This window comes from Niveispirillum sp. FG156 (assembly GCF_057809555.1).
Genome location: NZ_JBMDKE010000004.1, coordinates 138584 through 156332 on the forward strand (window position 1 = coordinate 138584; position 17749 = coordinate 156332).

General features: G+C 61.1%; 16 protein-coding genes. 8 read left to right on the plus strand and 8 right to left on the minus strand.

The annotated features are described in order from the left end of the window. On the minus strand, positions 1-2574 hold the full coding sequence (locus ACODSP_RS04080; protein WP_488964351.1) for a glycoside hydrolase family 3 protein: 2574 nt from the start codon (positions 2572-2574) through the stop codon (positions 1-3). 251 nt (positions 2575-2825) lie between these two features. Here ACODSP_RS04080 and ACODSP_RS04085 point away from each other — a divergent pair, with 251 nt between their 5' ends. From ACODSP_RS04085 to ACODSP_RS04095, 3 genes are all read left to right on the plus strand, one after another. Further along, positions 2826-3197 (plus strand): hypothetical protein, encoded by a 372-nt coding sequence (locus ACODSP_RS04085; RefSeq protein WP_488964352.1) that lies wholly within the window; start codon positions 2826-2828, stop codon positions 3195-3197. Between the two features lie 49 nt (positions 3198-3246). After that, positions 3247-6225, plus strand: a complete 2979-nt coding sequence (locus ACODSP_RS04090) for a TonB-dependent receptor (protein ID WP_488964353.1) — start codon at positions 3247-3249, stop codon at positions 6223-6225. Between the two features lie 140 nt (positions 6226-6365). After that, complete coding sequence (locus tag ACODSP_RS04095; RefSeq protein ID WP_488964354.1) at positions 6366-7865, plus strand: tryptophan halogenase family protein; 1500 nt, start codon at positions 6366-6368, stop codon at positions 7863-7865. 240 nt (positions 7866-8105) lie between these two features. On the opposite strand, the gene ACODSP_RS04100 is transcribed toward ACODSP_RS04095, so the two are convergent. Then, positions 8106-9080: a magnesium transporter CorA family protein gene (locus ACODSP_RS04100; protein ID WP_488964355.1), complete on the minus strand. Its 975-nt coding sequence runs from the start codon at positions 9078-9080 to the stop codon at positions 8106-8108. 128 nt (positions 9081-9208) lie between these two features. On the opposite strand from ACODSP_RS04100, the gene ACODSP_RS04105 reads away from it, so the two are divergent. Continuing rightward, positions 9209-9772, plus strand: coding sequence for a septation protein A (locus ACODSP_RS04105; protein WP_488964356.1), 564 nt, complete (start codon positions 9209-9211; stop codon positions 9770-9772). Between the two features lie 43 nt (positions 9773-9815). Here ACODSP_RS04105 and ACODSP_RS04110 read toward each other — a convergent pair whose 3' ends face one another. Next, complete coding sequence (locus ACODSP_RS04110; protein WP_488964357.1) at positions 9816-10541, minus strand: class I SAM-dependent methyltransferase; 726 nt, start codon at positions 10539-10541, stop codon at positions 9816-9818. A gap of 173 nt (positions 10542-10714) precedes the next feature. On the opposite strand from ACODSP_RS04110, the gene ACODSP_RS04115 reads away from it, so the two are divergent. Then, positions 10715-11164 carry a MaoC/PaaZ C-terminal domain-containing protein gene (locus ACODSP_RS04115; RefSeq protein WP_488964358.1) on the plus strand — a complete coding sequence of 150 codons (450 nt, stop codon included), beginning with the start codon at positions 10715-10717 and terminating at the stop codon, positions 11162-11164. 247 nt (positions 11165-11411) lie between these two features. Here the strand turns inward: ACODSP_RS04115 and ACODSP_RS04120 are convergent, their stop codons facing one another. After that, positions 11412-11888, minus strand: a complete 477-nt coding sequence (locus tag ACODSP_RS04120) for a hypothetical protein (protein WP_488964359.1) — start codon at positions 11886-11888, stop codon at positions 11412-11414. Positions 11889-12066: 178 nt separating this feature from the next. Between ACODSP_RS04120 and ACODSP_RS04125 the strand changes: the two genes are divergently transcribed. After that, positions 12067-12567: a GAF domain-containing protein gene (locus ACODSP_RS04125; RefSeq protein WP_488964360.1), complete on the plus strand. Its 501-nt coding sequence runs from the start codon at positions 12067-12069 to the stop codon at positions 12565-12567. Positions 12568-12715: 148 nt separating this feature from the next. Beyond that, complete coding sequence (locus ACODSP_RS04130) at positions 12716-13060, plus strand: hypothetical protein (protein ID WP_488964361.1); 345 nt, start codon at positions 12716-12718, stop codon at positions 13058-13060. A gap of 144 nt (positions 13061-13204) precedes the next feature. Here the strand turns inward: ACODSP_RS04130 and ACODSP_RS04135 are convergent, their stop codons facing one another. From ACODSP_RS04135 to sdhC, 4 genes are read right to left on the minus strand one after another with little or no spacing between them, the layout of a single operon-like run. Continuing rightward, on the minus strand, positions 13205-13987 hold the full coding sequence (locus tag ACODSP_RS04135) for a succinate dehydrogenase iron-sulfur subunit (protein ID WP_488964362.1): 783 nt from the start codon (positions 13985-13987) through the stop codon (positions 13205-13207). A 25-nt stretch (positions 13988-14012) separates the two neighbouring features. Next, entirely contained in the window at positions 14013-15803 is a 1791-nt protein-coding gene (gene sdhA / locus ACODSP_RS04140) for a succinate dehydrogenase flavoprotein subunit (protein WP_488964363.1), read from the minus strand. Positions 15804-15807: 4 nt separating this feature from the next. Next, a complete protein-coding gene (gene sdhD / locus ACODSP_RS04145) occupies positions 15808-16206 on the minus strand; it encodes a succinate dehydrogenase, hydrophobic membrane anchor protein (RefSeq protein ID WP_488964364.1) in 399 nt (132 codons plus the stop codon). A gap of 8 nt (positions 16207-16214) precedes the next feature. Then, positions 16215-16613, minus strand: coding sequence for a succinate dehydrogenase, cytochrome b556 subunit (gene sdhC / locus ACODSP_RS04150; protein WP_488964365.1), 399 nt, complete (start codon positions 16611-16613; stop codon positions 16215-16217). Between the two features lie 282 nt (positions 16614-16895). Between sdhC and ACODSP_RS04155 the strand changes: the two genes are divergently transcribed. Next, positions 16896-17654, plus strand: coding sequence for a GNAT family N-acetyltransferase (locus tag ACODSP_RS04155; protein ID WP_488964366.1), 759 nt, complete (start codon positions 16896-16898; stop codon positions 17652-17654). The last annotated feature ends 95 nt before the right edge of the window (positions 17655-17749 follow it).

Here is a 17749-nt window from a genome sequence, read left to right on the forward strand (position 1 = left end):
TTACTTGGCCGGGCAGACAGCGTTGCCCGGATCGGCGTCCAGCTTCGCGTCGGTGACCGTCAGGCCCAGCCGACCCTCGGTGCTGATCACCACGGGTGCTTCGATGGCCGCCATCCGTGCCCCGGCGGCGGCAAAACATTTCAGGGAAATCTTGGTGGTCTGGAACGTGCCCGGCTTGGCATCGGTCAGGATCTTGGTCAGGTCCAGATCGGCGCGGCAGTCGGGGCCGCACATCATGGAGACCAGGGCCTTGCCCGTCGGTGCCTGATCGACGCGATAGCGCAGCGACAGGGTGACATCGCCGTTCGACTGCCGCGACAGGTCGACGGCACGACCGGAGATGATGAAGCCGCCAAGGCCCGTGCCGTTCCAGGTCAGCTGCTTGGCATCTTCCTGGGCGGCCACGTCCACCGATTTCAGGTCCACAACCTTGCCCGGGCTGGTGCCCATGGTGGTGGTGACGCGCAGGTCCCCCACCTTGTCGGCAATGGCCAGCGACCAGGGGGCCGGCGCGCCGCCCCGGCGGAAGAACACGCCGGTGGAAGAACCCGACCCGGCGGGCACGCCGCTATCTTCCGACAAAGCCGCCAGATCGCCCTTGTCCTTGTAGGTCAGGCCATAGCCATAGGCGAATTGCGGGTCGTAATTGGCATCGCCCCGGTTCAGCGGCGTCTGCACCGCATTCTTGGGCCAGGAGAAGGACAGCTTGCCGTTGAAGTCATGCTTCACCTTGCCGTCCGCACCCCTGAACAGCACGTCGGCAACGCCATTACCCTCGGTCCCCGGCAGCCAAGCGGCCACGAACGCGTCGGACGCGTTGATCTCCGGGTTTACCCACATGGGGCGGCCCGACAGGAAGATTGCGACGGTGGGGATGCCCTGGGCCTTCAGCTTCTTCAGCAGGGCCAGATCGGCCTTGTCGCCCGGCTGGAATTCCAGCGTCTCCACATCGCCCTGGAATTCGGCATAGGGTTCCTCGCCGAACACCACGATGGCGACGTCGGGCTTGTCCTTGAAGGCGCCCGCCTTGTCATAGGTGACGGCCCCGCCGGCGGCACCCACGGTCTGCTTGATGCCGTCCAGGATGCTGGTGGCGCCGGGGAATTCGTCGTTGCGGTTGCCCGTGCCCTGCCAGGAAATGGTCCAGCCGCCCGCCTGCTTGCCGATATTGTCGGCACCGTCGCCGGCGACCAGCACCTTGGCCTTGGGCGACAGGGGCAGGACGCCGCCCTGATTCTTCAGCAGCACCAGGGATTTGCGCACCGCCTCCCGCCCGACGGCGCGGTTTTCCGGGCTGCCCAGGCTGGAAATGGTGGGAACGTCCTTGCGGTCCTTGGGCGCCGGCTTGTCAAACAGGCCGGCATGGAACTTGACGCGCAGGATGCGGCGCACGGCATCATCCAGGCGGGCCATGGGGATGGTCCCGTCCTTCACCTGCGCCAGCGTGTTCTTGTAGAGCTGTTCCCAGCTGTCGGACGCCATGTACATGTCCAGACCGGCGATCAGCGAGGTCGGGCAATTATACTTGGTGCAGCCCGGCACCTGATCATGGGCGTTCCAGTCGCCCACGATGAAGCCGTTGAAGCCCATCCGGCCCTTCAGGACATCGGTCATCAGCTGCTTGTTGCCGTGATGCTTGATGTTCTGCCAGGAGCTGAACGAGGTCATGATGGTCAGCACGCCGGCATCAATGGCGGGCGGGTAGCCGGCATTGTGCAGGCGGACCAGATCCTCCTCGGTGATCTTGGCATCGCCCTGGTCACGGCCACCATCGGTGCCGCCATCGGCCAGGAAATGCTTGGCCGTGGCCACCGTGCGGCCCGGCTTCATGAAATCCTTGGAGCCGATGACGCCCTGGATGCCTTCCACCACGGCGCCGGCATAGGCAGCCACAATCTCCGGATCTTCGGAGAAGCCCTCATAGGAGCGGCCCCAGCGGTCATCGCGGACCACGGAGAGGGCAGGGGCAAAGGTCCAGTCGATGCCCGTGGCAGCCATTTCACGGGCCGTCACCTCACCCGTGCGGCGCAGCAGATCGCGGTCGCGGGTAGCGCCCAGGGCGATGTTGTGCGGGAAGATGGTGGCCGCACCGATATTGCCGTGGCCGTGAACCGCATCAACGCCGAAAATCACGGGGATTTGCACGCGACCGGGCTTCTTTTCCATGGAAACCCGGTAGAATTCATCCGCCAGATCCAACCAGGCCTGCGCCGGGGCGCGGTCATCGCCGCCGGGACCGGAATTGCCACCCGCCAGGATCGAACCCAGCGGATATTTGCGCAGGTCGGCGGGCTTGATCGTGGAAATGTCGCCCTGGATGGTCTGGCCAACCTTCTCTTCCACGCTCATCTGCGCCATCAGCGCATCGATCTTCTTTTCGATCGCGGGGTCGATCAGGCGCTGGGTCTTCGCAGCGGGCCATTTTTCGGGATGCAGGGTCTGTGCCGGGGACGCCGTGCCATCGGCGGAAAAGGCCACATTGGCCGACAATACCCCGCCCAGGCCGGCCACCAGGGCCAGCGCGCTGACAAGACCAAGGGCGCGGGCCAGCCGCGTGGTTCGCTTCGACGTCACTTGCATCCTCCCAATCTGCTTTCGTTCATTGTCGTCAGGGGTTTTTGATCCCACCGACGAGCCTTGTCCTGACATCGTTGTCAGATGGAATGACACCAACATGGCGGGCTGTCAACGCCCAAGTCTCACAATTCCCCCGAACCCTCGGGCCAAAAACCTTGTGAGGGATGGGGGCGGCTTGCCGGTGTCTCTGTCAACGCTGTCAGATTTGATGTCTGTAAGTCATCCGGCCTTCCGTTCCGGTGGGCCGCATGGTTACCGCTACCATGATTCTGCCATCCCCCGCAAAGCTTTACGCGGCGCGGGAGTGGCTGGCAGGGAAATTTTTGTATCGGCAATTGGCAGCGATGTCAATTAACCTCTTGGCGGATTTTTTGGGGTCTTGTTTCGCTGCGCCTGCGAAGGAAACCCATATATTCCGCCAATTATATGTAGATTCCAGGGGTGTCGGTATCCTTGCCAATTTCATGACAGCGTTATCAAACCCTATTGACTGCGCTGTCAATATTGTCCAAGGTGTGGTCCGGGCGATGAACCACACCAAGAAGGCTTGTCCGCCCGATGCCGAGGGGGAGGAAACTGACATGGGCCCGGTCGCGGCGCAGGTCATGGGTTCTCATTAAATAAAGCAAAATGCCTTATTTGGGCTAAATCCTTACGGGAGGTAAAAAAATGTCAGTCAAGTCGAAGCCCGGATTCTATCTGGGTTCTGTTGCTGCCATCGCGCTGGCGACCGCCATGCCGGCCATGGCGCAGCAGGCGCCGGCCCCGTCGGCGCCCGCCGCCGAAGGCACGCTGGACGAGATCATCGTTACCGGTTTCCGTGCCTCGCTGGCCAATGCGCTGCAGACCAAGCGCAATTCCAACGAGATCATCGAGTCCATCACCGCCGAGGACATGGGCAAGTTCCCCGACCAGAACATCGCGGAAAGCCTGCAGCGCCTGTCGGGCGTGCAGATCGACCGTGACAATGGCCAGGGCACCAAGGTCCGCATCCGTGGTCTGGACCAGAATGTCACGCTGCTGAACGACGAGATTTTCCTGACCGGTCTGGAAATCTTCACCCTGGGTGAAGGCCAGACCCGCAACAATGACAGCCTGGAAGGTGTGCCGTCCGAGCTGCTGGGTGGCGTGGATGTCTACAAGTCGCCGAACGCCCGCCTGCTGGAAGGCGGCCTGGGCGGTACGGTGAACCTGAAGACCCGCAACCCGCTGGCCCTGGACCCAGGCTACACCATCGCCGGTAACGTGCGTGGGGCCAAGTCGACGGGTGCCGATGGCGGCTGGAAGCCGCTGGGTGCGCTGGCGCTGGGGTATAACTGGGACGACAAGGCGGCCTTCATCGCTACCCTGTCCTATGACAAGCAGAACAGCCAGACGGACGTTCTGGGCGGTCAGAACCGCGGCAACTGGCGCTTCGCCGACCGTGGTGACAGGGCCACCGTCACCAAGAATTATTACGCGCCGGAATATCGCTACGCCACCGACCGCGAGCAGAGCCGCAAGCGTATCGGCGGTTCGCTGGCCGGTGCCGTGCAGCTGTCCGACAGCGTGGAAGTGTCGGGCGAGTGGTTCCATTCGGAACTGGACATCCTGACGTCGGAAGCGTCGGTGAAGTTCCCGTTCGCTATCGAAAGCCCCGGCCTGGACACCACCAAGCCGTACACGATTGACGAGAACGGCGTGCTGATCAACGGCACCCTGATCGCCAATTCGGCGGAAGCCATCTCCTATGTCCAGAACTCCCAGATCGACAGCGACAATTTCGGCCTGAAGCTGAAATATGATGGCGGCGGCAATTTCCGCGGCTCTCTGCGCGGTGCCTATGCCAAGGCTGATCTGTTCTCTGACAGCGCTAGCAATGACGTGCGCTACACGCAGTACAGCGTGCCGACGGCCGATCCGACCAGCCCGACTGGTTTCAGCCACAAGCCGGCCAATCCGGCGGCCCCGGCCAATTATCGCTTCAACTACAGCAATGGCAACGGCACGCTGCCGTCGATGACGCTGGCCACCACGCCGGATCTCTACACCAACCCGGCCTATGGCTATTTCAAGTCGCACTGGGTGTTCGGTGATCGTGCCGATCTGGAGAATTATTCGGTCCGCGCCGACGGCGAATATGATCCGGAATTCATCCCCGCCGGCAATGTGACCCTGACGGGCGGCTATCGCTATGCCTCACGCGATGTCGATTACACCCGTGGCCGTTACCTGGCCAACCTGAGCGGCAAGGGTGAACTGGATGGGACCAAGTTCGGCCAGAAATGGACGCCCTATGGTTACTTCATGGATGGCGCCATCGGCTTCAAGTCGTGCGAACTGCCCGCCGGCACGCCGGGCATTCCCAACGGCTGTAACAACCGCTTCGGCAATTCCGCCCCGGTCCTGACCCCGTTCCAGACCTTCACGGGTTCGTCGGGTCGCGTGGAGACGATCAACAACTTCTTCTCCTCCGGCAACATGGTCGGCGGCAAGATCCAGGTCCAGGATCGCAGCCAGATGAAGAACGGCGCGGAATGGATCCAGTCGCTGTATCCGTCCACCCCGTTCGCCTTCTACGCGGAGCCGCTGGAAAGCTTCCGCGTCAAGGAAAGTACCCATTCCGGCTATGCGATGGCCGATATCGGCGATCCGGGCGAGGGCTATCACATCAATGTCGGTGCCCGCCTGATCCACACCAACCTCACCGTCTATCAGAACCGCGCCACCGATCCGGACCCGGTCTATCTGGGTACCGACAGCTGGAACGGCGTTCTGCGTGACAGCGAGACTATTGCCAATGAGCGGTCCTACACGGACATCCTGCCCAGCCTGAACATGGTCTTCGACCTGGATGAAGGCCAGAAGGTGCGCTTCGCCGCCTCGCGCGTCGTTGCCCGCCAGAACCTGTTCGATCTGGGCCGTGGTTTCCGCGTCGACTTCACCCGCAACCCGACCACCAACCTGTTCGAAGCCACCAACGGTTCCGCCGGCAACCCCGATCTGGACCCGTTCCGCGCCTCGCAGTTTGACCTGGGCTACGAATATTACTTCGGCAGCCAGGGTCTGGTGTCCGCCGTCGGCTTCTGGAAGGAAGTGGACAGCTTCATCGGCAGCGAAACCAAGCCGGAATTCGTCATGGATCAGGCCGGTGGGCGTAACACCCCCATCGCCCGCCCGGTCAATGGCGAGGGTGGCCGCATCAAGGGCTTTGAACTGGCTGCCCAGTATGCCTTTGATTTCGGCGCCGGTTTCAACGTGAACTATACGTTCTCCGACAGCAAGTCGCCGATCCTCAACGATTTCGACAAGGGTCTGCCCATCCCCGGCGTGGCCAAGCACGCCTTCAATGGTCAGGTCTATTACGAGTATGAGGGTCTGGAGGCGCGCGTCTCCTACACCTGGCGTAACAAGTCGTTCGCGGGCAATTTCGGCTTCTCGGACGGTGCGGTCACCCGTACGCTGGGTATCTGGAACCGTTCCTACGGTCAGCTGGATGCGCAGATCGGCTATCAGGTCACCGAGCAGATCGGCCTGACCCTGGAAGCGGTCAACCTGACCAAGGAAGACCAGAGCCAGTATTTGCAGTTCGGTAACCTGCCCTTCACCTACAGCTCCGGTTCGCAGCGCATCATGGCGGGCGTCCGGTTCAAGCTGGGGGCTGAGTAAGCGTGTCGTGACGTAGCGCGGATTAGCGAAGCGTAATCCGCGGAGCGGCGGTTGCGTTGTTCCGCGGATTACGGCTTCGCCTAATCCGCGCTATGATCAATCAAGGCCCGGTAAACGGGTGGTATAGGGAGGAAACGACCATGGCGGGCAATCTTCCGGGCAGCATCCTGATTGTCGGGGGTGGTACGGCCGGGTGGATGGCCGCCGCCGCACTGGCCCGTGCCGTGGGGCGCCATACGCGCATTCAACTGGTGGAAAGCAGCGTCATCGGCACTGTGGGCGTGGGGGAGGCGACGATCCCCGCCATCCGGGGCTTCAACCATATGCTGGGCCTGGATGAGGCGGATTTCCTGCGCCATACAAAGGGCACCTATAAGCTGGGCATCGAATTTCGCGACTGGACCCGGCTGAACCATTCCTATTTCCACCCGTTCGGGGTGCATGGCGCCAGTCTGGATGCCAATTACACCCATCAATACTGGCTGCGTCTGAACGCCATGGGCGAGGGCGGGCGGCTGGAGGATTACTCGCTCTGCACCATCATGGCGGAGCAGGGGCGCTATATGGCGCCCGTCACCGACCCGCGCAACATCATGTCGGTGGTCGGTTCCGCCTATCATTTCGATGCCAGCCTCTATGCCGACTATCTGCGCCGCTATGCCGAACGCCTGGGCGTTATTCGCCTGGACCGCAAGGTGGTGGATGTGGCCCTGCGCGGGGAAGACGGGTTTGTCGAGGCCGTGATCTGCGATGGCGGGGAGCGGCTAGCCGCCGATTTCTTCATCGACTGCACCGGCTTTACCGGCCTGCTGATCGAAAAGGCGCTGAAGACCGGGTATGAGGATTGGACGCACTGGCTGCCCTGCGACCGGGCCTGGGCGGTGCCGTCATCGGGCGATGGCCGCATCACGCCCTTCACCCGTTCCACCGCGCGGGAAGCCGGGTGGCAATGGCGCATCCCCCTGCGCCACCGGGTCGGCAACGGCCATGTCTTCAGCAGCGCCCATGTCAGCGAGGAAAAGGCGCGCGAGGTACTGCTGGCCAATATAGACGGTCAAGCACTGGCCGAACCGAAGCTGCTGCGCTTTGCCACGGGGCGGCGCAAACAGGCCTGGGTCAAGAACTGCCTGTCGCTGGGTCTGGCGTCAGGGTTCCTGGAGCCGCTGGAAAGCACGTCGATCCATCTGATCCAGACGGGCATCACCAAACTGCTGGATTTCTTCCCCGGTCGTCAGATCGACGGGGCGGAGGTGCGTGAATATAACGCCCTGGCGCAGGCTGAATTCGAGGCGGTGCGCGACTTTCTGATCCTGCACTATCATGTGACGGAACGGTCGGACAGCAGTTTCTGGAACCATTGCCGAACCATGGATATTCCCGACAGCCTGAAAAGCCGGATCGACCTGTTCCGCCGGCGGGGCCGGGTATCGACGCGGGCCCGCGCCCTGTTTACCGACACAAGCTGGATCGCGGTGATGATCGGGCAGGGGATCATGCCCGAAACCTATGACCCGCTGGTCGATCTGCACCCGTTGCCGACGGTGCGCGACCGGATGGCGACCATGCGGGCGCGTATCCGCCAGGCAGCCGACAGCATGCCGACGCATGAGGCGTTCCTGGGCAAGCAGGCGGCGGCGTAGGCGCCCGTTTATTGATCCGTACATCCTTCGTCATCCCGGCTTCCGCCCATAGGCGCTAAGATAGGGGTGGGGATTGCCCTTTCCGCTTCTCTTTCTCTTACCGTCACCCCGGCGGAAGCCGGGGCCCAGCGTGAGGCGCGGTCAGCGCCGATATAGCCCATGTCGCGGCTGACGCCGCTCTACGCCTGGGTCCCGGCTTGCGCCGGGATGACGGTAAGTAAGGAGTTAAGGCTCAACCCCTTACAGCCAGCCCCGCCGCTTGAAATACAGGAACGGCACGATCACCGAGATGATCATCAGGGCGATGGCCAGCGGATAGCCATAGGGCCAGTCCAGTTCCGGCATGAAATGGAAATTCATGCCATAGATGCTGGCCACCAGGGTCGGGGGCAGGAACACCACCGCCGCGACCGAGAAAATCTTCACGATATTATTCTGCTCAATCCCCACGACGCCCAGCAGCGCATCCAGCTGAAACGCGATGTTGGAGGACAGGAAGGCAGTATAATCGGCCAGCGACTGTGCATCCTGGCTCAGCGTTTTCAGGCGCGCCCGCAGGGTCTTTTCATTGGCGAGTTCGCGCACCGTGCCCGTGAAGGCGATGATGCGGGTCAGGGTGACCAGGCTTTCCCGCGCCTTGGCCGTCAGATCATGGGCGCGCGCGATGCGTTTCAGCAGCAGATGCTGCTGATCGGAATTCAGATGGCCCTGATGCCCCTCGATCAGCAGTTCGCGGGCCACCGCCGTGACATCCCGGCCCGCGCCTTCCAGAACGTCGGCGATGCGGTCCAGGATGGCATCCAGCAGCGCCAGGAAGGCCGCGATGCCATTGTCCAGCCGCACTCCCTGCTTCGTCACCTGATTGTGGAAGCCGTAGAAGGGCTTGGGATCGTCAAAGCGCAGGGTGATCAGGGTATCGCCCGTCAGGACGAAGGTGATGTCCATGGTTTCCGGCACGGGCGCATCGGCGCGGCACAGGACCGTGGCCGTCATGAAGGCGCCGCCCGCCTCGCGATAGACGCGGCTGGACAGCTCGATCTCCCGCATCTCTTCGCGCGTCGGAAGCTCGATCCCGAAGGTCTGTTCCACCAGTTGCCGGTCGGCGGTGCTGGGTGCGTTCAGGTCGATCCAGCAGGCCTGTCGCAAGGCTTCCACCGATGGCACGCCGTCCAGCGGTTCATTACGACCCTCGATCATGCGGTAGGCGCGTATCATCGGCCTTCTCCCCCGCGCCATGTGCTGCTGACACCTCGCCTTTACCCTTTCCGGCGGCGTGGGGAAAGCGCTGTTTCGCCGCAGGGCAACAGAAACCGGGGCTGGCGTGGCGGCGCGGTTCCAGGTACATGCTTTCGGCTATGAATCCGCTGCTGAAACTCGCCCTCGAAGCGGGGCCGCTGGCCCTGTTCTTCGTCATCAACACCCGTTACGGCCTGATGGTCGGCACGGGTGTGTTCATGGTCGCCACCGTGGTGGCGCTGACCGTCAACTGGCTGCTGGAACGCCGCCTGCCGGTGATGCCGCTGGTGGGCTGTTTCTTCGTACTGGTGTTTGGCGGCCTGACGCTGTGGCTGAATGATGAGCTGTTCATCAAGATCAAGCCGACGGTGGTCAATCTGCTGCTGTCCGCCAGCCTGTTCGCCGGCATGGCCATGAAGCGTAACCTGTTGAAGGTTGTGCTGGGCGCGGCGTTGGACCTGACGGATGAAGGCTGGCGCATCCTCACGGTCCGCTGGGCCTGGTTCTTCTTGTTGCTGGCCGTGCTGAACGAAGTGGTCTGGCGCAATTTCGGCACGGAAATGTGGGTGAATTTCAAGGTCTTCGGCATCATGCCGCTGTCGCTGGTCTTCTCCATGGCCCAGATCCCGGTGATCATGAAGCATCAGAAGGGCGAGCCGGTGGCCGACTGAGACAGCCACCGATCTCCCGGACAGGGGGCCGGCAAAAGGGACTCTACCGTTTGAAGATTGACTTGCGACCACGGATCTCAAGAATTTCCCTTGATCCGCTGAGTTCCCCATTCTGGGAAACTAGGCTGAACGGCGGCTCTTTCATCTGCTTTTGAAAGAAGATCAGGCTGTCATGGAAGCTGATGGAACCCATTTCCCTGGCCATCTGGTGTAGCGGGAAGCCGACATCATCCTCTGTGTACCAACTGTGCATGCGGTCGATCAGGTCCTTGGCGAACTCGATGAAACTGCCCGGTGCCCGGAACCCGCCACCGAAGCTGGGCCAGTAGCTGCTGTGGACATCCTCTACAATGTAGAGACCGCCATCCTTGAGGTGGGGCCGGAGGGCTTGAAAAGTGATGATCTGGTGGTCGCACATATGGCTGCCATCATCGACAATCATGTCGAACGGGCCGCGTTCATTGGCGGTGCTGACCAGGAACGGGACGTCGGACTGATCACCGATGCGTATCTCTGTACCCGGAATTTCCAAGGACTTGCAGTCGGGATTCATATCAATGAAAGTCAATTTCGAATGGGGCGAAAAGAAATCCCGCCACATGCGAAGAGAGCCACCTTTATAGACGCCAATTTCGAGAAAATTGACTTTTTTGCCCATCCACGGACCTAGCTTGGTATCGTAGACGTCAACATAATGTGACATCTTGTATAGGGGTTTCTCATCCGTTCGCCAAAGATAATTCAGAAAATAATTCTGTGTATTTGACATAATACTCTCCATAGACTGCCTTTTGCCGAAGGCTAATCAGCCGAAACCGGTTTATCAATGGCTAACATGCCGTCTATGGCGGAAGTCTGGGATCGTAGGGCTTGCGTCGATGGTCGTCCAAAGCTTACTTCCCCTATGAACGACAATTGCCCGATCTTGCGACAGAGTTGCCGATGACCGCACGGACTTACTTTGATGATCTGGCCGTGGGCGACGTGCAGCGCTCAAGGACCCTGACCGTGGATCGCGCGGCGATGCTGGATTACGCCCGGCGCTATGATCCCTGGGATTTCCATGTGGATGAGGACGCGGCGGCACAGACGCATTTCGGCGGCCTGATCGCCAGCGGCGGCTATACGATCTCGCTTTCCTATATCCTGGGTCATGAAACCATGGCCAAGGATGGCAAGCCCTGGGCCTTCCTGGGCGGGTTCGACTGGATGCTGAAATTCCAGAAGCCGGTCAGGGCAGGGGACGCATTGACCCTGACCGACACGATCCTGGAACTGACGCCGTCGCGCAAGGGCGGGCGGGGCATCGTGAAATTCCGCCGGGAGATGTGGAACCAGGCGGGCGAGGTTGTGCTGTCGATTGATATTGTGGGGCTGGTGGCTGCACAGTGAATGGGTCAACATGCTTTCTTCAGATGCTCTACAATATAAGTCAGTCCGTCAGTGGAGGCGCAGATGGGGTATATTTTGGAAAAGCATTCGTAAATAAATATGCCTACTTGTAAATTTGACTTGAGTGCGCTCCTAATGAAATCGACATCATCTTGAATGTAAATAGTCTCCACCATTATTTGGGATTCTGTCTTTTTAATTGTTGATCCTGACAGAATACCTGCTGGGTTGGTGTGCGCGCCAAGTGTCAAAATTTTTCATATAGCTTTGTGTATGCATCCCACATTGGTTTGCTGTTAGTCTTCAGGCAGTCTTTGATTTTATCATTGTGGAAACTTTTTACTGCCAACTTCCGATGATCGTTTGACTGATCCCTTTCAGTCCAAGTTGTCCAAAATTCTGGCTTCTTCCATATATAAAAACCGTATGCAGCAAGCTCCAAGCAGTTTCGCATTGCAGGTTGTGCTTCATAAAGTTGACCAGATAGTGTTGTGCTTACTGCTGACCTGAAAACAGAATGTGATCTTATGAGGAATGTCATAGGATGAATGGGATTGGGATCAATATGGCCTGACAATGATTTATCTATTATGGCGTCTATGCTTATGACTTTATCTACATCTTCACGCATGTTGTAAAATGTAGAAAACTGATTATCTCTGAGAATTTGAATAAATTTACTCAGGCCATCTTGGCCCCATTTGGGAGGGGGAGGGTATGCCATGTCTCGTCTCAAAATAAATTTTACTTATTTTAACGCTTATTTTGCATTGATGGAAGATGGTTTTCACGTTCGAGTCTGTAAAGTGTAATACTGGTATGTTCCTATCCGCCTGCATAGGCTGAATTTTACCCTTTCCTGCGTTAACCTTAATGCAAAGCAGCAATCAAGGATACGCACCATGGACCGCGCCCGCGCCGCCCTGACCGCCTTTCGTGCCAACCCCGACACGCTGGACGATCTTTATCGCGCCATCTGTCAGGATATTGTGGAGCATGTCGGGTCCAGCCGCGCCTCCATCTGGCTGTTCAATGGCGTGAAGGATGCCATCACCAGCCAGTGCCTGTTCGACAGCCGTGACGGCACTTTCAGCAGCGGCGTCACCCTGTCGGAAGACGATTTCCCGCAATATTTCGACGCCATCAAGCGCGACCTGAAGATCGTGGCCCCGGATGCCGAACATCATCCTGCCACCTCCTGCTTTGACGAAATCTACTTCACGCCGCTGGATATCCGCTCGCTACTGGATTTCGTGATCCTGGAAGGGGCCAGCCCCATCGCCGTGCTGTGCTGTGAGCATTGCGGGTCCATCAAGGACTGGACCGAAGCCGATGTGAAATACCTGCATCAGATGTCGGCCGTGCTGGGCATGACGTTCAAGGTGCGGGCCAAGGCAGGGTGATTGGCACCATCCGGTTACAATCAAGCAGCGCAGCATGCTTTCCATTTCGCAATGAATTCAGTTGGTAACGCCGGGGTAACGTGGCTTGCGCCCGTCCCGGCGACGCTCCCATGATCCCCCCGGTTTCGATCCAACGGGGGGATTTTTCATGTCGCGTCTGGTCCGTGCATCCGCGTTCGCCTTTCTGGCCCTGTCCGCCGGCGGGCTGCTGGGCGCCTGTTCCATCAATGTCAATGACGGGGAGTATGAGAACGGGAATTACCGTGGGCCCCGCACCGCCACCGATATCTGCCGGCGGGAGGTGGACCGGTCGTTCGGTGACCGTTACCGCATCGCTTTCGACCTGCCTGACCTGTCGACCAGCGGCAATGTGCAGACAGTGCAGCAGCCCTTCACCATGGCCAGCCGCAAGGACGCGTTCGAGGCGCCGCAGCGCCGGACCCTGCGTTGCACCGTGGTGGATGGGGCGCTGACGCAGGCCGTGCCGAACTGAGCGGGGGTGGGGTTGCCCTCACCCTCCCAAACGCTGGCGCGTTCGGGGGCCCCTCCCTCTCCCACCTTCGTGGGCGAGGGGCGAAGAAAAAGGCCGCCGGGAGCGATCCCGGCGGCCTTTTCATGTCCAACCATCCGTGACGCGTTATGCGGCGCGGGCGGCCATCAGCTTCTTGATTTCGGCGATGGCCTTGGCGGGGTTCAGACCCTTGGGGCAGGTCTGGGTGCAGTTCATGATCGTGTGGCAGCGATAGAGGCGGAACGGATCCTCCAGCGCGTCCAGACGCTCACCCGTCATTTCATCGCGGCTGTCGGCGATGAAGCGATAGGCCTGCAGCAGAACCGCCGGACCCAGGTAACGGTCGCCATTCCACCAGTAGCTGGGGCACGACGTCGTGCAGCAGAAGCACAGGATGCATTCGTAGAGACCATCCAGCTTTTCCCGCTCTTCCGGGCTTTGCAGCCGTTCGCGCGAGGGGGCGGTGCTCTGCGTCTGCAGCCAGGGCTTGATGGAGGCCAGCTGCGCGTAGTTCTGGTTCAGGTCGGGGACAAGGTCTTTCACCACCGGCTGATGCGGCAACGGGTAGATCTTGACGTCGCCCTTCACCTCGTCGATCGGCTTGAGGCAGGCCAGCGTGTTGCGCCCGTCGATATTCATCGCGCAGGAGCCGCAGATGCCCTCACGGCAGGAACGGCGGAAGGTCAGGGTGCTGTCCACATCGTTCTTGATGTGGATCAGCGCGTCCAGAACCATCGGACCGCACTTGTCCAGGTCGATCTCGTACTTGTCCTCACGCGGGTTTTCGCCCGAGTCCGGATCGTAACGGTAGATGCGGAAGGTGCGGGTGCGCTTGGCATCCGCAGTAGCCGACTTGATGGTCTTGCCGGGCACGACCTTCGAGTTGGCGGGCAGGGAGAATTCAGCCATGGATGAAGCCCTCTCAGATCGTGACTTAGTAGACGCGCTTCTTCGGCGGGAACACTTCCACCTCGTTCGTCAGGGTGTAGAGATGGACGGGGCGGTAATCGATGGTCGACTTGCCCGTCTCATCCACCCAGACGGTGGTGTGCTTCATCCAATTCTCGTCGTCACGCTCGCTATAATCCTCACGCGCATGGGCGCCACGGGATTCCTTGCGGTTGGCACCGGAATTGATGGTGGCGACGGCCTGGTACATCAGATTGTCCAGTTCCAGCGCTTCCACCAGATCGCTGTTCCAGATCATGGAGGTGTCGCTGACCGCCACGTCGGGGCGCTTGGCCCAGACGTCCTTCATCAGCTCCACGCCTTCGTCCAGAACCTCACCGGTGCGGAAGACCGCGCAGTTATTCTGCATGATCTTCTGCATTTCCAGGCGCAGATGGGCGACGCGGGTGCCGCCCTTGGCAAAGCGGGCCTTGTCCAGACGGGCCAGCGCCTTGTCGGTGCTGTCGTTGGAAATGGTCTTGTGCGGGGCGCCCTTCTGCACGATCTCCGCCGCGCGGATGGCGGCAGAGCGGCCAAACACGACCAGATCGAGCAGGGAGTTGGAGCCCAGACGGTTGGCGCCATGCACCGACACGCAGGCCGCCTCGCCGATGGCCATCAGGCCGGGGACGACCTGATCGGGATTGTCGGCGGTGGGACGGATGACCTCGCCACGATAGTTCGTGGGGATGCCGCCCATGTTGTAGTGAACGGTCGGCAGAACCGGGATCGGCTCCTTCGTCACGTCCACGCCGGCGAATACGCGCGCGCTTTCGGCAATGCCGGGCAGGCGGGCATGGATGACGTCGGGGGCCAGATGTTCCAGGTGCAGGTGGATATGGTCCTTATTAGGACCGACACCGCGCCCTTCACGGATCTCGATGGTCATCGAACGGCTGACCACGTCGCGCGATGCCAGGTCCTTGGCGGACGGGGCGTAACGCTCCATGAAGCGCTCACCGGCGCTGTTGGTCAGGTAGCCGCCCTCGCCGCGCGCACCCTCGGTGATCAGACAGCCGGAGCCGTAGATGCCGGTGGGGTGGAACTGCACGAACTCCATGTCCTGCAACGGCAGGCCGGCGCGCAGCACCATGCCGCCACCGTCACCGGTGCAGGTATGGGCCGAGGTGGCGGAGAAGTAGGCGCGGCCATAGCCGCCGGTGGCCAGCACCGTCTGGTGACCACGGAAGCGATGGATGGTGCCATCATCCAGGTTCCAGGCCAGCACGCCCCGGCACACGCCTTCCTCGTCCATCAGCAGGTCGAGGGCGAAATACTCGATAAAGAATTCGGCATGGTGGCGCAGGCTCTGCTGATACAGCGTATGCAGCATGGCGTGGCCGGTACGGTCAGCCGCCGCACAGGTGCGGTAGGCCTGGCCCTTGCCATATTCGGTGGTCATGCCGCCGAACGCGCGCTGGTAGATCTTGCCTTCCGCCGTACGGCTGAACGGCACGCCCTGGTGTTCCAGCTCGATGATGGCGGGGATGGCCTCGCGCACCATATATTCGATGGCGTCCTGGTCGCCCAGCCAGTCCGACCCCTTGACGGTGTCGTACATGTGGAAGCGCCAGTCATCATTGCCCATGTTGCCCAGGGCCGCCGAGATGCCGCCCTGTGCCGCCACGGTGTGGCTGCGGGTGGGGAACACCTTGGTGATGCAGGCGGTCTTCAGCCCCTTTTCGGCCATGCCGAAGGTGGCGCGCAGGCCAGCGCCACCGGCGCCAACGACAACCACGTCATATTCGTGGTCGATGATCTTGTAAGCGGTCGCCATGATGTCAGGCTCCGAAAGCGATCTTCAGGACGGCAAAAGCGCCGGCGAGGAACAGGGCCAGGGCCACCAGCTTGGTGGCGCCGATGGCGAACAGCTTCGCCAGTTTGCCGTGGATATAGTCCTCATAGACTTCCTGCATACCGTAAGCGGCATGATGGAACAGAAAGCCCAGGAACAGCACGGTCAGGATGACCGGGCACGGATGCTTGAAGGTGGCGACCACCTGTTCATACGGCGCACCGATCAGGCTGATCACCAGGACGATGAACAGGATCGTCAGCACCGCCAGGGCGGCGGACGCGATGCGGTAGCCCAGCCAGGCCTGTGCGCCGGTCTTGGCGGAACCCAGGCCGCGGGCGCGACCGATGGGCGTGCGGAAGCTGTTGGTATCGTTGGCCATCATGTCCCCCGTCAGACCGCGAAAGCCACGACCCAGGTCACCACGGTCGCCACAATGGCGGCACCGATGACCAGCTTGGCGCTGTAATAGGATTGTCCCAGAGACATCATCCTGGCACCGTCCCAGATCAGGTGGCGCAGGCCGTTCAGCAGATGGTACCAGAGCGCCGCCGTCCAGCCGAACATCAGCAGAAGGCCGATGGGCGAGGCGATGAAGCTGCTGGCCGTCGCATAGGCTTCCGGCCCTGTAGCGGCGGCGACAAGCCACCAGACCAGCAGCAAGGTACCAACGGTCAGCCCCACGCCGGTGATGCGGTGGGCGATGGAGGTCAGGGCCGGCAAGGGCAGCCGGTAGACCTGCAGGTGAGGGGACAAGGGCCGTTGCCGCTTGGCCGCAGGCGTGTCGGTCATTTCTCTTTCGTCCTTGGTGCTGGCCGGGGTTTGCCCACGCCCTCCCCCCGCCAAGGGAGCTGACGTCCGGTGGCGGGACCACCGGCGGTTTATGAGACAAAGAAATCGCCGAAGTGACTTACGCCTAACCCCCCGTCTCGTCAACGCTTCGGCACTGCGGTATTCGTGGTGTCCGCCCCCCGACCTTGGCATGGCGTCCTTGTTTTTCAGCATGGCAGATTATTCTGCCTTCAAGCGCCGGGCGCTTCGCCGGCCCGTTTTCCTGCCATGGATCGTCATTTCATGCTGTCGCCCGATCAGATCGACGATATTGCCCTGTTGGAAGACCTGTCGATGACGGCGTGGCCGGCACCGCGCCGCATCATTCACAAGGGCTGGGCGCTGTATTTTGCGGCGGGCCATACGGGGCGCGCCAATTCCGCCAATGCCATGGTGGCGATGGGTGCCATTGAGGATGCCACCATCGACATGGTGGAGGCGGAGTATCGCCGCCAGGGGCTGCCGCCGCAATTCCGCCTGACGCCCCTGTCACCACCCGACCTGGGGGTGCGGCTGGCGGATCGGGGTTACGGCATCGCCAGCCAGAGCCGGGTGCTGTTCCGTCCGCTGGACGCGATCACGGTGGCGGCACCGGATGCGGCGGTGCGGGTGCAGGAAAGGCTGGATCAGGCCTGGATGGATGCCTATCGCCGCATGGTGCCGGTGCCCGAGCCGGAGATGCCGGCCCTACTGTCCATCCTGAACGGCATTGCCGCCCGCCCGCGTTTCGCGATGCTGTGGCAGGATGGGGAGCCGGTGGCGGCCTGCCTGTCGGTGCTGGATCGGGGTTGGGCCGGATTTTACAAGGTTGCCTGCCGGCCCGACCGGCGGGGGCAGGGTTTGCCGCGTCGTCTGATGACCGATATGCTGGCCCGCGCCGTGGGGGAGGGGGCTGTGGGCGCCTATCTCCAGGTCGGTGTCGCCAACGCGCCGGCCCTGGCGCTCTATGCGCGGCTGGGGTTTCAGCACCTCTATGACTATGCCTATGCGAAGCTGGGGTGAGGCAGGTCTTGTTTTGACCAGGATGTGTTGAGATTCAGGGTGTGGTTTTTTCTAACCCATTGAAACACATAGATTGCCTGCCCGGCGAAAGCCGG

Excerpts from the sequence above, each read along its gene's own strand:
- ACODSP_RS04095 (WP_488964354.1), top strand. The coding sequence starts at position 6,366 with ATGGCGGGCAATCTTCCGGGCAGCATCCTGATTGTCGGGGGTGGTACG.
- ACODSP_RS04115 (WP_488964358.1), top strand. The coding sequence starts at position 10,715 with ATGACCGCACGGACTTACTTTGATGATCTGGCCGTGGGCGACGTGCAG.
- ACODSP_RS04130 (WP_488964361.1), top strand. The coding sequence starts at position 12,716 with ATGTCGCGTCTGGTCCGTGCATCCGCGTTCGCCTTTCTGGCCCTGTCC.
- ACODSP_RS04155 (WP_488964366.1), top strand. The coding sequence starts at position 16,896 with ATGCTGTCGCCCGATCAGATCGACGATATTGCCCTGTTGGAAGACCTG.
- ACODSP_RS04100 (WP_488964355.1), bottom strand. The coding sequence starts at position 9,080 with ATGATACGCGCCTACCGCATGATCGAGGGTCGTAATGAACCGCTGGAC.
- ACODSP_RS04135 (WP_488964362.1), bottom strand. The coding sequence starts at position 13,987 with ATGGCTGAATTCTCCCTGCCCGCCAACTCGAAGGTCGTGCCCGGCAAG.
- ACODSP_RS04120 (WP_488964359.1), bottom strand. The coding sequence starts at position 11,888 with ATGGCATACCCTCCCCCTCCCAAATGGGGCCAAGATGGCCTGAGTAAA.
- ACODSP_RS04090 (WP_488964353.1), top strand. The coding sequence starts at position 3,247 with ATGTCAGTCAAGTCGAAGCCCGGATTCTATCTGGGTTCTGTTGCTGCC.
- sdhC (WP_488964365.1), bottom strand. The coding sequence starts at position 16,613 with ATGACCGACACGCCTGCGGCCAAGCGGCAACGGCCCTTGTCCCCTCAC.
- ACODSP_RS04105 (WP_488964356.1), top strand. The coding sequence starts at position 9,209 with ATGCTTTCGGCTATGAATCCGCTGCTGAAACTCGCCCTCGAAGCGGGG.
- ACODSP_RS04085 (WP_488964352.1), top strand. The coding sequence starts at position 2,826 with ATGGTTACCGCTACCATGATTCTGCCATCCCCCGCAAAGCTTTACGCG.
- ACODSP_RS04110 (WP_488964357.1), bottom strand. The coding sequence starts at position 10,541 with ATGTCAAATACACAGAATTATTTTCTGAATTATCTTTGGCGAACGGAT.
- ACODSP_RS04125 (WP_488964360.1), top strand. The coding sequence starts at position 12,067 with ATGGACCGCGCCCGCGCCGCCCTGACCGCCTTTCGTGCCAACCCCGAC.
- sdhA (WP_488964363.1), bottom strand. The coding sequence starts at position 15,803 with ATGGCGACCGCTTACAAGATCATCGACCACGAATATGACGTGGTTGTC.
- sdhD (WP_488964364.1), bottom strand. The coding sequence starts at position 16,206 with ATGATGGCCAACGATACCAACAGCTTCCGCACGCCCATCGGTCGCGCC.